This is a genomic window from Enterococcus sp. SMC-9 (assembly GCF_021011285.1).
In the GTDB taxonomy this organism is placed as follows: domain Bacteria; phylum Bacillota; class Bacilli; order Lactobacillales; family Enterococcaceae; genus Enterococcus_C; species Enterococcus_C montenegrensis.
In genome coordinates, this window is sequence record NZ_JAILYE010000002.1 from 420,432 (window position 1) to 434,997 (window position 14,566).

The window sequence follows — 14,566 nt, forward strand, 5'->3', positions numbered from 1 at the left end:
CTTTTTTCTGGTAAGCCATTTAGGATCTTGGGGCACTTTACCAGAAACGAAAGGAAAAGGGCTGCTTGAAAAAAATAATCGTCTTTCCATTAAGATGCATCTTTTTGCCTTATTTTTAGTTGGTAACAACAACCTAAAATGCCCGCAACAAAAATAGCGCCTAGTCCTAGTAACTGGAATGGGTGATGCCCATTTCCTCCGGTGTTAGGTAGTGACCCTCGGGCTTGGTTTTTGATTATTAGCGCGATAAAATTATTTGTATCCCCTGTTGCGCTGTTATCAGAGGTGTAGTCCCAATCCTTATCGTTATAAGTAACAGATATTTTACCATTATTTGCCACTTTGATTAGAAAATCATAGTTTAAAGGAAGATAACCAGCTAACGGGGCAACTTCTCGTAAGCGATAGGTTTTCCCTGCTGTTAATAAGCCGGTAAAGGTCAGCTTCCCATGCGCATCTGTCGACTTCGTACTAATTTCTTGTGTCCCTGTTTCATCAAATAGTGTAAAGACTACGCCGGTTAACGTTTTTTTCGTAGCGGCATCTTTTTTTACCAGGTTTAAATCGAATTTTTTTAAATGATTTTGGACTTTTGGTAAATTCACCTTGATTGTATCCTTAGTTTTATCAACTGTTGCCCCTTTTAAAGAGTAGGTAATTTCTCCGGTGTCAGTAATTTTTAGTGTTCCAATTGCGTCGCTAATTTTTTCGTAGCCTGCTGGAGCTTGTTCTTCAATTAGTTTATAACTTCCAGTAGGACAATTTTCTAACACATATTTACCCGCTTCTTTTGTGGCTACAAAAGGGTACTCCTGTTTTGTAGCCTGATTTACCAATTTAAATACTGCACCTGAAAGTGCCTGTGCGTTGCTGTCAATTTTTTCTAAGAAAATTTGAATTGGTTTTAACTTATTTGTGACTTGATTATTACTTATTCCTGTTGCTATCATTTCCCCGGTAGTTGTAATGGTCACTTGACGCGGTTCCATTGTTTGAAAACCGGTGGGCGTTTTGGTTTCCTTTAGCCAATATTGACCCGGTATCACGTTTTCAAACTGTAATTTCCCAGTTTTATCCGTTGCTTTGGTCATATATTTAGCAGTGCTAACTGTCTTATCTGTAAATAAGCCAAATTCCGCGCCATCAAGTGCCGCATTTCCTTCGGTTATTTTTGTCAACGTTACATTGACTGTGGCCTCTTTTAAGCGCGTTTGTACTTTATTGGTGAGCTTTTCTTCCATATCGCTTTCTGCCGCATAAACAAACTTTACTTTTGCGCTATTGGTCATCACAGCGCTGCTTGTTTCATCTAATTTGTCAACGACACTTGCTTTAACCCGTAAGCTGAAGTCCCGACCTTTAAAGGCATTTTCAGCTGCCTTTTTATGAATGTTCATGGTATTTTCTTTCGAGATAGTTACTGTTAATTCTCTATTTTTGGCATTATATGCTATCTCCTCTTCAGATAGTTCAAGTATTTGCCCATCTAAATTATAAAGTGTCAGCACATCTTGTAGTGCACCTTTAATTGTGACCCCTATTGGTAGGGTATCTGTAATAACATAACTTTCTGGCATCAAAATTGACTCCGTATACAGATTAATTGTTTCTTGATTAATGAAATAATAATGTTCGCTATTTGGCTCCACAAAACGTGCCGCTTTTGGCGGTACCCCAGCTGCTAATGCTCCAGTTTCTGCATTGTGTTGTATTTGACGATAGTTTTTAGGTAAATCCCACGGTAATATATTTTTTACATCGTAACTATCTAAGTCATTCCAATAACGTTGCTCAAATCCTGAGCTTGCGCCAGTTGGTTCATTCCAAGCATCGCCTTTTTTATATTGCTTTATCGGTTGAACCGTTTTGGTGGGTGCTTTTTGTTGCACTTTTTTTACTTGACTACTTGCAAAAGTATTCCAAGCCCGGCCTTGGGTAGAGCCCATAGTAAAGCTTTGCTTTGTTCCAGTTAAGGCAAAAGAAACGGCAGCTAAATTAAAGTTTGCCGCTCCTAAATGGTCATCAAACTTTCCACCTGTATCTGCAGTAGCATAATATTTTCCGCCTTCATTTTGGCTTAATAATGAATCTGCCACAAGTTGCCCTTCTTCTTTATTCCTTAGTCCGGCAAACTCGTGTATTGCGATATTTTCCGCATCTTTTGAAGGATGGAGATTTCCTTTTCCGTAGCCGTTTAAAGAAGCAAAAGTAAAGACTGAATTATCATTTTTTTCAAAATGAACAAGTTTTGCAGTATCGCCTTTTACAAAGAACTCAAAATCAATATCAAAGCCTTGGACAAAACTGTATAAAACACCAGAAAAAAGATTGTTAGAAAACTCCAGCCAGGGATAGAGCGAATCGTTATTATCCCATTTCAACCAATCTGGCCCTGCCCCAATTTGAATATTGGAAATTGTAACTTTAGCTCCTACTGGCTTTAAGTCACTGTTACTATCGAGATAAAAACCAACTTCACTAAAATTTAGCTCAATAACTTCATCGATCTTTTTATTTTTGGTGTCGGTGTATTGCAAAATACTGCCTGTGCCATTTTTTTTAATTTGTTTTTTAACGGCCTCAATTGGATAGGCAATTACACTAGAACCTGAGCCTTTAGAAAATTGTGCATAACGATTATTCGTTTTTATTGCATCTTGATAATAACTGTAATCATTTTTTTCACCAGTCTGTTGGGTACCATTAGGTTTAGAGACTGTTTTTACCCCAGCTGTCCAGATACCATCCCCATTTTCTTTTGCCGCAGATTTTACGGTGACATTTGCCAACACATCAGGAGAGATGATTAAGTCTTTTGCCGTTACAGCAGCATGTGTAGTTCTTTTTGCCAGTTGATTTGTTGGGCGTGTTTCATTGGTTTTAACTGAGTTTATTTTATTCTCTTCTTTTGAATCGTTTATTACGGATTGTTTATTTGGGTCTGATTCATTAAGAGAATTTGTTTGTTTTTGACTCATTGTCAAAATTTTTTCCTCAGCGTCTTTGCCGGTGAAAACATCGGGAACAATTCTTACTGTGGGGCATTTTTCTGTATCAACTGTGGGGGCATTTTTTTTTAAAGCATTCTGTAAAGTAGCTGTTTCAAGACAATCTTGTCGATCTGCTTGGATATAAAGCCTTAATTGTGTTTGTGTTTTTGGTGTCGTTACAAACAAAGTTCCTTCATTTTTGGCTGTAAAACTGGTTTCTTGAAGCCATTGCCTCTCATTTTGCCAATTACTAGCTGGTGCAGCTTTTCCATTTACAAAATTGAATTTTAATTTGTACGGTGTCACTTCATCAGTAGTTTTTTCGTAGTGAATCTGCCAGATAATCCTCTGATCTTCGCTTTGTGCTTTAGCCTGAACTTTTACTATCTCATTTTCCATAATGAGGTATTCTTTATTTGCAAGCGGCAGTGTAATAGCAGCGGCAGTTTGGGCAAATCCTGTACATAATTGGATAATAAAAGGGGCGATTACTGTTAGAAGTACTGCAAGCGCGATTCCTTTTTTCTTCATTTCACACCTATCCCTTCTAAAATTTGGATAATTTTTTTATAAAGCTTCAATCGATAATCAACCACAGGCTGAAGCTTTTCTAGACAAAATTATCGCTCTACGTCCACATCATAACAAATCTATTTCTAACGTCAAATTAACCATTTTCTAATTTTACAATTAAAAATTACAGCACTTTTTTATTTATTTTAGGCAAAAAGCTATAGCAGCAACAAAAACTAAAAAGCAAATGTTATCTCAATTTTAAATAGCAATAAAATATCAATTTTTTCTGTACTTTTTGTCAAAATTGACAAACCTTAATTTTTCGCCCTTTTTGCAAAATAAGTTCTTTAGCTCTGTTATGAAAAATAATGAACTGTAACAAAAAAAGACATATTAGCCAGATGTCTTTTTTTGTGATTCGTTTTCTATTTTGTTAAGAAGAACAGCCATCCTGTTTGCAACTATTCCAATTGGCTAACAAAAAATAGCTTGCGTAGAAGATTGAAATCCTAAAGTGTGCGTCGCTTCCAGCCAAAAGCAATCTCACGATAAATATACTCATTTTTGGTTATTTTTTAATCATCCGTAAAAAAGATTAGACATTTTTTCTCTTTACATTTGTTAAACTAAAGAAAATTAGCAGATCCATTGCCACAAGGAGAATAAAATATGGTCATAAATGAACTATTTTCAATAGTTTTAGATAAAATTAGTAGCGAAAAAAGAGATTTATTACACCATATAAATAATCAGCGAGGCCCTCACTTTTCCATTAATCAACTAAGTATTGAATTAAATATGAACTATAAAAAAGCAGCGCAACTAGTTTTAGAACTGGAAGAAGATTTTCTTGCTTTAGGCTGGGGATCCCTTGTTCCTGAAAAAGGGATTGTCATTTGGAAAAAAGATAATAGTAAAGAAACAGCGTATCTCCGCTTTTTAGTTCAAAGGTCGTTAGGGTATCAGATTTTAAAAGCCATCTTACTAACTCCTGAAAAAACCTTGCCGCAATTTTGCCAAGAACATTTTATTAGTCAGTCAACTTTATTAAGGAGAATTCGTCCACTATCTCTTTACTTAAAAAAATATGATGTTTGGCTAAACGCCGGCCAAATGACCATTACTAGTAGCGATGAAGAAAACGTCCAGGCTGTGTTTTTCAAGCTATTGGGGGTTGGCGCTTTTGGTGCAGACTTATTTGCAGCAGATATTTCCCTTGAAGAAGAATTACGTGTATTGGATAAGTTAGCACATCAGGGTGCTACCTTATTAAATGAATGGGTCGGCTTATCTTGTTTATTAATCGCGCGCCTACGCCTTAAAAATCACCACCCACTACCAAAACCTAGCTGTCCACCACCATTATTTTTAGCTAAAGCCAAGATTTTAGAAGATTATTTCGCCAATTTCAGCTGTGATGCGGCAGAAATTGAAAATGCAGCCTGTTCATTATATTTCAAACTATTCACCAACCACTATTTATCTGAAAATGATTGGCGAATAAAAAAAGTTACCCAACAATTTACTGATTTTTTGACAAGAGGAATTCCCACGGCAACTATCAGCCAAGATTTCATCGTGAAACTACAAAAAGACTATTTTTATCAACCCTTGACTAAAAGTGAAGCAACAGTCTTACAATGCAATATCTTTCTAATTTTTTATTTATTGGAATCACCAGCATTGCTTGCGGCTACCCGCTTACAAACTATGTTACCAACTGTAGTCACACAAAAAGACAACTATCAAGAATTGGTAACCTTCTGTCAGCTCTTTTTATGTGAGTATGAATATTATTTAGAAAAAACATTACTGTCAGCCCAGCAAGTCAAAGACTTACCTTATTTTTTAGCAGAATCTGTTTACCCTTACGTGGAAAAAAAGCACTATCAAATCGAGCTTTTTGTCGGTATTCAACCTTTACCGAATTACTATATGATGACCAGTTTGACAAATTTTCTTAATCAAATCAAATTTGTCAGCTATGAAATCTATCAAGAAAATACAAACTATGATTTTTATATTGGGGTGACCAAAGATCACTTTACTGCTGATAAAGAGATTTATCTCTTAGCTTTACAGCATCACGCATATCAAGGAGAATTATTCCAACACCTGCTTGATGCGCTGCAAAAAAAAGCGCAAAATCCTTTTTCTTTTGCCCCTACTACTCTGAAGAAGCAATCTAGTTTGTCATTAACATAAAAAAGTGCTGTAGCAACTAGTTGCCACAGCACTTTTTATAAATAGACGGTATTTTCATAAGTCGTTGAACAATTTGTTATAGCTTTTTTATTGGGATAGCAGGGTTCGAACCTGCAATTGCTTGATTCAGAGTCAAGTGCCTTACCAGTTTGGCTATATCCCATTTATGCAACATAAAAAGGATAACGCCAAACTTTTTTCTTTTCAATTATTTTGTCTTACATTTATGCGCTATTTTTTAGACAGTGTTTTTTTGCTACTTGGCTGAAATTTCGGGTGATTGCGGTTGAACGGGCGTTGTTCCAAGTGATTTTCGCGCTCTTGCAGTCGCGATTTTTGCATTTGTAGTCGATTAATCTCTTGTTGCAAGTGTTCTTGTTCATGAGTAGAAGCGGTTTTCATAGCTTTTTGTCGCATCGCAATTTCTTGATCCACTTTTCCCAGCCACTCTTTCATAATATCTTCCCATTGTTGACCATCTTTTTCATTGGGATCTTTTAAAGAGTCCCGTAATAATTTCGAATACCGTTTCATTGAACTGCCCCAAATTTGATTACGATCAGCAAAATAATCAGCTTGTTCTGTTTGGTCTAATGTATCAACAAAACGATCTTCCTCGCGATCAATCATATTTTGTAAAAAGGCTAAAATTGGCAATGCCAAATAGATAACTAAGGCAACATGGACCTGAACTAAGCCAATTATTAAAATAATTAGGCGGGCAATAAAACTCAGCATATCTTGGCGATTTAATTCATCTACGCGGCGTTTTTGTAAATTTATTTCCGTTATTGACTGCTTCGTCAAAGCCGTAACCAAGCGGCGCATCAATACTGTCACAATTAAAGTTAGAATACCGTAAATCAAAACTGTCTGCTGTGTTGTATCTTCAATTAAAATCCGCGTCGCCGCTGGGACCAAAGACAAGAAAAATAGCAAGAGCAGATAAACCACCAAACTCTTGTTTTTAACTTGTTCAATTCGATTAAAAGCATACGCCGTTTGAAACCATAAATTCGCTACAAAACAAAAACTAATAAAATAAATGCCCACAGCAGATAATAACGTTTGCCAGACAATATCACCGCTACTGGCATACTTAATTGGAATTTCCAACACCATGATCGTCAAAATAATTGCGATAATAGCATCGCTAAAAACAAGTACCCGTTCTTTTAAATTGCTCATTTATTCTGCCTCCAAGCGCGTGGTCAATTTATTTAAGATGTGATGCAATTGCTCTTTTTCTACAGTAGATAACGTCGCAAATAAATCTTGTCCCAAATGCTTTTGTTCATCTTGAATTGATGAAATGTAGCTTTTACCCTCTGCAGTTAGAAAATAATTGGTTATGCGGCGATCCGTTTCATTTTGCTTTTTAATTAAATATCCTTTTTGGCTCAATTTTTTCAATAGTTCACTTAATGACGCGGGTCTGATATGCATCATTTCAGCTAATTCTTTTTGCGAATGCCCCTCATGTCTAGCCAAAATCCGTAATAATCGGTTCTGACCAAAGGAAAATTCCTCTTTCTTTGTTTTATGTTTTAGGCGTCGTCGCATCAAACGATTCAAACGCTGAAATTCTTCAAATAGAACTTCTTCTTTCATCAAAACACATCCTTTATTGTTCTAATTTTACGCAATGATTTTTCTTTCGTCAAATAGTTAGGTGCCTATCTATTTACAAATTTCAAAAAAGGTAGTATAATAATTAGGTACCTAACTAATAAACGGAGGGGATTTAATGGCTCGAATGCGCTTTGACTTTGACCAAACAAAAAAACCTGAATTGACACTTAGTTTCATCCGTCGAATCCTCAATTATTTCAAACCACATGCCTTAAAACTTATCCTGGTAATTCTTTTAATTTTTGCTACTTCCACGCTGGGACTTGTGCCATCACTTTTATTACAAAAAATAGTCGACGTAGCTTTGCCAAAACACAATTTACCGCAATTAGGCATTCTCGTGGGCCTTTCAATTTCGGCTACGATTTTATTGAACCTTTTACAAGTTGCCCAAGGTTATTTAAGTACTTGGATTGCCAAAAATATTACGCTGACGATGAAAAACAATTTATACCGTCACCTTTCCTTTTTACCTCAAAGTTTTTTTACCACGGTAAAAGAAGGGGAAATCTTGACACGCCTAACCAGTGATGTCGACGGCATTCAACAAGTGTTTCAAACGACTTTTATCAATGCACTAAGCAGCATCTTCATTTTAGCAACGACTCTTTTTGCGTTATTTTCTATGAATCCAATTTTAGCAGCTGTTGCGCTTGTCACCGTTCCATTATTCATCTTGCCAACTCGTAAAGTCGGCAAAAGAAGATGGCAAATTGCTGCTGCTAGTCAAAGTGCCTTAAGCAAACTAAATCAACATACCCAAGAAACCTTAAGCACTAGTGGCAGTACGCTAATGAAGCTTTTTACAAAAGAAGATGAAGCTTTTAGTACCTTTGATGAAATCAACCAAGAAGTTACTGCTTTACAAATTAGAGAATCTTTAGCTGGGCGTTGGTTTCGCATGGCGATGTCTGTCTTAATGGCGATTGGGCCGATGTTGATTTATTTAGTTGGTGGTTTTTTACTGACCAAAGGACAATTAACTATTGGCGGCATTATCACCTTTGCTTCACTTTTAGGTAGACTTTATAATCCGGTTACCCAGCTTTCCAATATCCAAGTTGATTTAATGCGTTCTTTTGCCTTATTTGAACGAATTTTTGAGTATATGGACATTACACCAACAATCCAAAATACCCCGCAAGCAAAAGATCTGACCATTAGTCGTGGTGAAGTATTATTTACCGCTGTCGATTTTCGTTATGAAGAAAATGAAGTTTTAAACAATATTAACTTACAAATTCTTCCTGGTGAAACTTTAGCTTTAGTTGGTCCTTCTGGTGCGGGAAAATCAACTTTAACTTACCTGCTCACACGTCTTTACGATCCGACAAGTGGGACTGTTACCATTGATAATCAAAATATTAAAGACGTAACTTTCACCAGTCTAAGACAAAATATCGGTGTAGTCAGTCAAGAGACCTTTCTTTTTAACGGCTCAATTTACGATAACTTACTTTATGCCAATGAAAATGCAAGCAAAGCAGAAGTAATTGCGGCTACTAAAGCGGCTTATATTCACGACTTCATTATGACATTGCCAAATGGTTATGATACTGTCGTTGGTAATCGCGGCATTAAGCTTTCTGGTGGGGAAAAGCAACGGATTGCAATTGCTCGTATCATCCTAAAAAATCCTCAAATTTTAATTTTGGACGAAGCAACTTCTGCTTTAGATGCTATTTCTGAATATTATGTACAAAAAGCGATGGATAACCTTATGCAAAATCGGACAAGTATTGTGATTGCTCACCGTCTTTCCACTATTGCTAATGCCGATCAGATTGCGGTTATGGAACATGGGCAAATCATTGAACAAGGTGAACACAATAAACTTATGTCAAAAGATGGCTTATATGCTAAGCTTTATCAAACACAATTTAAAAATACTGAAGCGGCTGCTTAAAACAATAACCGAGACAGAAAACAGTAGCACAGCTTTTAAAGCGACCTACTTTTTTGGTGGTTCAAAAAATAGAGCTATTTCCAACGTAACTAAGGAAATAGCTCTATTTTTATTTAGCATTTACTAGCTTAAGATTTCTCCTTACTGAATACGCTCGCAACTTTGGGTAACACTTGATTTAGTGAATCAATTTCTTTGGCTGTCAATTCTAATTCTACTAAAGTATTTAACTGGGCAAAGATCTGCTCTACTTCGCCAATTACTCTTTCACCAGCAGCAGTTAAGAATAATTGCTTTTGGCGTTCATTTTCAACTGGAATTTTTCGTTTGATAAAATCAGCTTTTTCTAAACTTTTCAAAATATTCGTTACTGTAGCATTGGGTTTTTCCAAATATCCAGCCAAATTTTTTTGAATCGTACCGGGATGCTGCGCAATATAATTTAAACTTCGTGCTTGGATTGGATTAAGCTCAAGGTATTTTAATGACTGTGCGACAAAGTTTTGTTGTAAGTTGCTAATTTGATAGATTTTTTCTGAAATGGAATCTGATTTTAACATATTATCACTCCCTGCAGTCAGTCTAATGGAAAATAGTTAAATTTACAACTTTTCCATTGACAACTATAGAAGGAAAGCGTATATTAGCCGTTGTAAAAGTTGTAATTACAACTTTTCATCTAAAAGAATTGAAATGATCCATTTGCATAAGGAGTGAATAGCATGTCATTAACTACCCAACAAACAATTGATACGATTGCACAACTACAAGAAAATATGCGTCGTGCTTCTTTAAGTCCTACCTTAATTGCTGAAGATTTTAACGTCTCTCCTGCAAAAATTGAACGGATATTGCACTTAGAGCAATCGGCACTTGAAGATCCTTGGATTCTAAAAGTTTATTTAGAAGAAAAATTAACACAACAAGGTATTGTCGGTGTTCCCTTTACCGCCCTTGTCGGAGATTATCATCAGTACTGGTTTTTAAATAGTCACAAAATAGACAAAATGAAACTTAGTCGGGGCAACTATTAATCTAGCAACGCTATTTTTCTATAAAAAAAGCTAAAACAATCGATCGCTGTTTTTCCTTATGAAAAATCTCTACTTTCATTATCGCCTAAAAAATGCGCCAAAAACATCCACTGTTTTTGGCGCACTTTTACATTTTTTGCTTAAAAATTATAAGCTGCCATTGGTAACAAGATATTTCCCGCCACCGTAAATATGGCGACCATCCAAAAAATATGGCGGCCAAAAAAAGCAGCAAAATCATCATCGTGATAGTAAGAACGCTGTCGATTAATGGTGATGACAGCAAAGGATGAAAACAAAATAACAATGATGCCAAAAATATTAACAAATTCCAATAAGCCCGTGTGTAGTGCATCGGGAACCAAATTTGCTCCAACTAAAATATTACTTACAGTACCAAATAATGCACTTGGAATCATCCCCAATGGATCTACATTATGGTACGTACAAATGAATAAAACAATTAAGACCCAACCTAAAGTCCCCACCAGAGCAATAAAACATTTGATATATAACCCAATATTTTCACGGTTTAATTCAATTGCCGTTAAAAATTCAGTGACTGTGTAATTTCCATTTGCCTCTGGGTCAGCTTTATTATTTTGATACTCTTGCACAAAAAGATTGGTGTCAAAACGTTTGACCGAAAACCCAGAAATATTAATATTCTCATTAATCGATGAATTTTTACGATCCGCCTGTAATACGATATTTTCAATTGGACTTTTAGGTTCTAAATAAAAGCGAATTTGATAAGAGCCTAAGGGAAATCGCGTCGTCCAAAAAGTTTTCGTGACGACAGCATTTACACGTGCCAATTGATAATTCGTTTTTCCAACGCGACTTTCTTTTAAAATTTCTTGTGACTTAATTTGGCCATTATATATTTCGTAATGGTCCAACATATTCAAATCATGGTGATCATCCCATTTAAACCAGACCTGAAATGTGACATTGAAATTGGAATTACGAATACTAATTTCATTAATGTTCTCAACATAGACACCCGTACTGACTGAAATCGCATCTTTTGCTTGTTTTTGCTGCGATGTTGTTAATTGTTCTTTTTCATGTAAATACTGGGTCCAGTATTTGTTTTCTGACTGTTTATCGCTGTATAAATAAAACGTCGTATAGCCAATATAGCCAATAAAAACTATTGATAGCCCCAATAACCAAAACCATAATAACTTCTTTTGTTGTTGATTAAATTTTCGATAATGTGTCAACCACTTTTTCAACATTCAATCCCCCCTTATATCTTTTGAAGCCAATAACCATAACCAAAATTAACCGCTAACATTTCAATAAATTAATTTTATCACAATATATAAAAAAACTACTGTAATAATGGTAACCTTGAAAAAAATCATTTGTTTTAACCTACAAAAAAACACTAAAAACCAGATTGCGAATCTAGTCTTTAGTGTTTTTTAGTATCGTTTGTTTTTACTAATCCTTTTTAGAAGCGCTAGAGATACCATCAACTGCAGGTGTTGGTGTTACAGCACTTACTGCAGACGCTGCGTCTTTTTTAGAAGCACTGGAGACGCCGTCAACTGCAGGTGTTTCATTTTTTTTAGAAGCACTAGTTACGCCGTCGACATCGCCAACTAATTTTTGCCCCGTTTGTTGCAAGTACCATTCGACAATTGGCTTAAAGTCTAAAATATATTCATTAATTCCCATATAATTGCCTTGTTTATCATGCATAGCTTGATAATTATGAACAATATATTTTTCAGGCATTTGTTTTGGAACGTGTACGCGAACGACATCGGTGGCACCTGAGCGCAATTGTTGAATTACCCATTCGACATTCTGATAAGCTTTTTCTGGATGACATTTTGCCAATGGATTTCCCACTTGGCCTGGCACCCGCGGCGCTAACATCTCATTAGCGGGCTTTGTTTGGTTATAATATAAAAATTGATTGTTGCTATCGGCATAGGTTAATTCCATCGGCATCGAATCTAAGAAATAATTCAATTGATCCACGGTTAAAAGTCCCCGGTCTAATTTAACATAATCACGACCTACTGCAGGTTCAACGATTGCTGTCGCTTGTTCCAACCAGTCATCTGCCCACATATCGGCACCTTCAATTGTTGTGTCAATTTTACCAGTTGCATATAAATCTTCTGGTTCTGCTTTGGGCTTAGGATTTAATAAAGCCGTGACATTGACAAATTGAAGAAATTTTTCCAATGTGCTCCCAAAAAAATCAATTGTTCCTTGATCTTTCAAATTATCATTTTCATCAAAAGCATTTTTTACTTTTCCCAATAAGAATTCATTTCCTGGCATAACAATCGCATTGACACCAGGCGCATCTAATATTTGACGTAAATGTAGTTGTGCCCGGGAAGAACCTTGGTCATAATAAGAAGCTCCCACGATCATAACCGGTTTATTTTCAAGGGGATGAATTTTAAAAGATAACCATTCAAGCACACTTTTTAAAGCAGCCGGAATAGTATGGTTGTGTTCTGGAGTTGCGATAATTACACCATCTGCCATTTTAATTTTGTGATTTAATTTTTGAATAGCTGGACTATTTGTTGCATCCTGGCTTTGATTAAATAAGGGAACATCGGTGATTTCCAACAACTCAAAGTCAAATAAATGACCAAATTTTTTACCAATAAATTTTAACAAAAGACGGTTATAAGAAAGATCTGCATTTGATCCGACAATACCGACGATTTTCATAGCAAAGACTCCTTTATGCTTGTAAATAGTTAAACTAAAATAACCCTGCTTTAGATGTTATCCCAAGAAAAATTTTCAGCTGCTTGTTGATTTACTGCGTGACTGTTTTGCAATTGTTTGGTAATCGTGACAAAAACAGTGAAATCCTGAAATAAGCCTGCGAGTTTTTCTTGTTGTTTTTCATCATTTAGATTGCCCGCTTCATCAAAAGCCGCTAAAGAATGACTCAATAAAAATTCTGAACTAGGCATAATTCGCGCTTTTAATTCTGGTGCATCCAAAATTTGACGTAAATGGGCTTGCGCTCTAGAAGAACCTAACGTCCCATAAGAAGCACCCGTAATCATAACAGGCTTATCAACAAAAGGATAAATACCGTAAGATAACCAGCTTAAAGCATTCATTAACGCTGCTGGCACTGCATGATCATATTCAGGTGTGCTAATGATTACGCCATCGCTTTTGTTGATCTTTTCAGCAATAGCCTGCACACTTTCTGGTATTTTTTTGTCTGCCGGTTTATTAAAAAGAGGAAGATTATTAATTTCTACTAATTCAATTTCTGCTTCAGCCGCAAATTTTTTTTGCATGTAGGCCAACAATGCACGATTTGTTGATTCCTTTGAATTGGTACCCACAAGTCCGATAAATTTATACATTTGAAAAATCCTTTCTCTACATTAAATCTCTAATTCCATCAGATAAGATGACCTCATCTGTTGTGATGATAATTCCTTCAATACCTGAAGTACGGTTTAAAGTACGTATGATTTCAGCAGTTGGTAGCCCAAATAAGCGGGTAGTCCAAATCTCACCGTCTACTGATTTTTTTGATACAATGGTTAAACTAAGAACCTCCGTTTTGACAGGATAGCCAGTCTTTGGATCAATAATATGGTGATATCTTTTATTTTCCTTGATTAGACTACGCTCATAAATTCCCGAAGTAACTACGGATTGATTGGTTACCTTTAAAATCAGACGCGTTTGATTCCTATCTTTGCTAGGGTCTTGCACACCAATGCGCCATAATCCATCTTCATGTTGTCTTGCTGTGCCAAAAACGACCACGTTGCCACCTAAATTAATTAATGCGCCTGTGACGTTTTCTTCTTTTAAATATGCCACCAATAAATCAGCAATAAAACCTTTAGCTAATGCCCCTAAATCTAACAGCATGCCTTTTTCTGTTAAAAAAGCAGTCTGATTTTGATCATCTAATTGAATATTGTGGGGGTTAGTTTTAGCTAATAAACTTTTAATCACTTCATCTGAAGGTACTTTAGCATCACTAAAACCGATGCGCCACGTTTGAATTAAAGGGCCAATGGCAATATTTAGCTGCTCACTTGTAAGACTATTTTCTTTTCCTAACTTGATTAATTCATATAATTCTGGCTGAAGGACAACTTTTTTTATGCCGGCATTGTGATTTAGGACCATTAATTCAGAAGTAGGATCATTGGCGCTAAACCGCTTTTCATAAAGCTTTAATCGTTTTTCCAACTCATCCAAAATTTTTTCTGCTTCTTGGTGATCAACAAGAAGATCAATGACTGTACCCATCATAT

Annotated in this window: 11 protein-coding genes and 1 tRNA gene; 3 read left to right on the forward strand and 9 right to left on the reverse strand. The window is 35.9% G+C overall.

From position 1 onward, the window contains the following. Positions 1 to 89: 89 nt before the first annotated feature. Positions 90 to 3,521: an MSCRAMM family protein gene (locus K4422_RS04760; RefSeq protein ID WP_230709463.1), complete on the reverse strand. Its 3,432-nt coding sequence runs from the start codon at positions 3,519 to 3,521 to the stop codon at positions 90 to 92. A 654-nt stretch (positions 3,522 to 4,175) separates the two neighbouring features. Here K4422_RS04760 and K4422_RS04765 point away from each other — a divergent pair. Then, positions 4,176 to 5,711, forward strand: coding sequence for a helix-turn-helix domain-containing protein (locus K4422_RS04765; RefSeq protein ID WP_230709465.1), 1,536 nt, complete (start codon positions 4,176 to 4,178; stop codon positions 5,709 to 5,711). A gap of 90 nt (positions 5,712 to 5,801) precedes the next feature. Here the strand turns inward: K4422_RS04765 and K4422_RS04770 are convergent. The 3 genes from K4422_RS04770 to K4422_RS04780 form a co-directional block, all read right to left on the reverse strand. Beyond that, positions 5,802 to 5,874, reverse strand: a tRNA-Gln gene (locus tag K4422_RS04770). Between the two features lie 68 nt (positions 5,875 to 5,942). Beyond that, complete coding sequence (locus K4422_RS04775; protein ID WP_230709467.1) at positions 5,943 to 6,899, reverse strand: TMEM175 family protein; 957 nt, start codon at positions 6,897 to 6,899, stop codon at positions 5,943 to 5,945. Next, the gene (locus K4422_RS04780; RefSeq protein WP_230709469.1) at positions 6,900 to 7,322 is read right to left on the reverse strand and encodes a MarR family winged helix-turn-helix transcriptional regulator; all 423 of its coding nucleotides are present in this window, start codon (positions 7,320 to 7,322) and stop codon (positions 6,900 to 6,902) included. 136 nt (positions 7,323 to 7,458) lie between these two features. Between K4422_RS04780 and K4422_RS04785 the strand changes: the two genes are divergently transcribed. After that, positions 7,459 to 9,249 carry an ABC transporter ATP-binding protein gene (locus K4422_RS04785; protein WP_230709470.1) on the forward strand — a complete coding sequence of 597 codons (1,791 nt, stop codon included), beginning with the start codon at positions 7,459 to 7,461 and terminating at the stop codon, positions 9,247 to 9,249. Between the two features lie 128 nt (positions 9,250 to 9,377). On the opposite strand, the gene K4422_RS04790 is transcribed toward K4422_RS04785, so the two are convergent. After that, positions 9,378 to 9,809, reverse strand: a complete 432-nt coding sequence (locus K4422_RS04790) for a MarR family winged helix-turn-helix transcriptional regulator (protein ID WP_230709471.1) — start codon at positions 9,807 to 9,809, stop codon at positions 9,378 to 9,380. A 162-nt stretch (positions 9,810 to 9,971) separates the two neighbouring features. Here K4422_RS04790 and K4422_RS04795 point away from each other — a divergent pair, with 162 nt between their 5' ends. Continuing rightward, the gene (locus K4422_RS04795; protein WP_230709472.1) at positions 9,972 to 10,283 is read left to right on the forward strand and encodes a DUF2316 family protein; all 312 of its coding nucleotides are present in this window, start codon (positions 9,972 to 9,974) and stop codon (positions 10,281 to 10,283) included. 140 nt (positions 10,284 to 10,423) lie between these two features. On the opposite strand, the gene K4422_RS04800 is transcribed toward K4422_RS04795, so the two are convergent. The 4 genes from K4422_RS04800 to K4422_RS04815 form a co-directional block, all read right to left on the reverse strand. Further along, positions 10,424 to 11,527, reverse strand: a complete 1,104-nt coding sequence (locus K4422_RS04800) for a hypothetical protein (RefSeq protein WP_206904382.1) — start codon at positions 11,525 to 11,527, stop codon at positions 10,424 to 10,426. 208 nt (positions 11,528 to 11,735) lie between these two features. Then, positions 11,736 to 12,995: an NAD(P)H-dependent oxidoreductase gene (locus tag K4422_RS04805; RefSeq protein WP_230709473.1), complete on the reverse strand. Its 1,260-nt coding sequence runs from the start codon at positions 12,993 to 12,995 to the stop codon at positions 11,736 to 11,738. A 50-nt stretch (positions 12,996 to 13,045) separates the two neighbouring features. After that, positions 13,046 to 13,654, reverse strand: coding sequence for an NADPH-dependent FMN reductase (locus K4422_RS04810; RefSeq protein ID WP_206904378.1), 609 nt, complete (start codon positions 13,652 to 13,654; stop codon positions 13,046 to 13,048). 16 nt (positions 13,655 to 13,670) lie between these two features. Next, entirely contained in the window at positions 13,671 to 14,564 is an 894-nt protein-coding gene (locus tag K4422_RS04815) for an FAD:protein FMN transferase (protein WP_329957728.1), read from the reverse strand. Between the last annotated feature and the right edge of the window lie 2 nt (positions 14,565 to 14,566).

Coding starts and splice junctions, on each gene's coding strand:
- K4422_RS04760 (WP_230709463.1), bottom strand. CDS start 3,521: ATGAAGAAAAAAGGAATCGCGCTTGCAGTACTTCTAACAGTAATCGCC.
- K4422_RS04775 (WP_230709467.1), bottom strand. CDS start 6,899: ATGAGCAATTTAAAAGAACGGGTACTTGTTTTTAGCGATGCTATTATC.
- K4422_RS04805 (WP_230709473.1), bottom strand. CDS start 12,995: ATGAAAATCGTCGGTATTGTCGGATCAAATGCAGATCTTTCTTATAAC.
- K4422_RS04800 (WP_206904382.1), bottom strand. CDS start 11,527: ATGTTGAAAAAGTGGTTGACACATTATCGAAAATTTAATCAACAACAA.
- K4422_RS04780 (WP_230709469.1), bottom strand. CDS start 7,322: ATGAAAGAAGAAGTTCTATTTGAAGAATTTCAGCGTTTGAATCGTTTG.
- K4422_RS04815 (WP_329957728.1), bottom strand. CDS start 14,564: ATGATGGGTACAGTCATTGATCTTCTTGTTGATCACCAAGAAGCAGAA.
- K4422_RS04810 (WP_206904378.1), bottom strand. CDS start 13,654: ATGTATAAATTTATCGGACTTGTGGGTACCAATTCAAAGGAATCAACA.
- K4422_RS04765 (WP_230709465.1), top strand. CDS start 4,176: ATGGTCATAAATGAACTATTTTCAATAGTTTTAGATAAAATTAGTAGC.
- K4422_RS04790 (WP_230709471.1), bottom strand. CDS start 9,809: ATGTTAAAATCAGATTCCATTTCAGAAAAAATCTATCAAATTAGCAAC.
- K4422_RS04795 (WP_230709472.1), top strand. CDS start 9,972: ATGTCATTAACTACCCAACAAACAATTGATACGATTGCACAACTACAA.
- K4422_RS04785 (WP_230709470.1), top strand. CDS start 7,459: ATGGCTCGAATGCGCTTTGACTTTGACCAAACAAAAAAACCTGAATTG.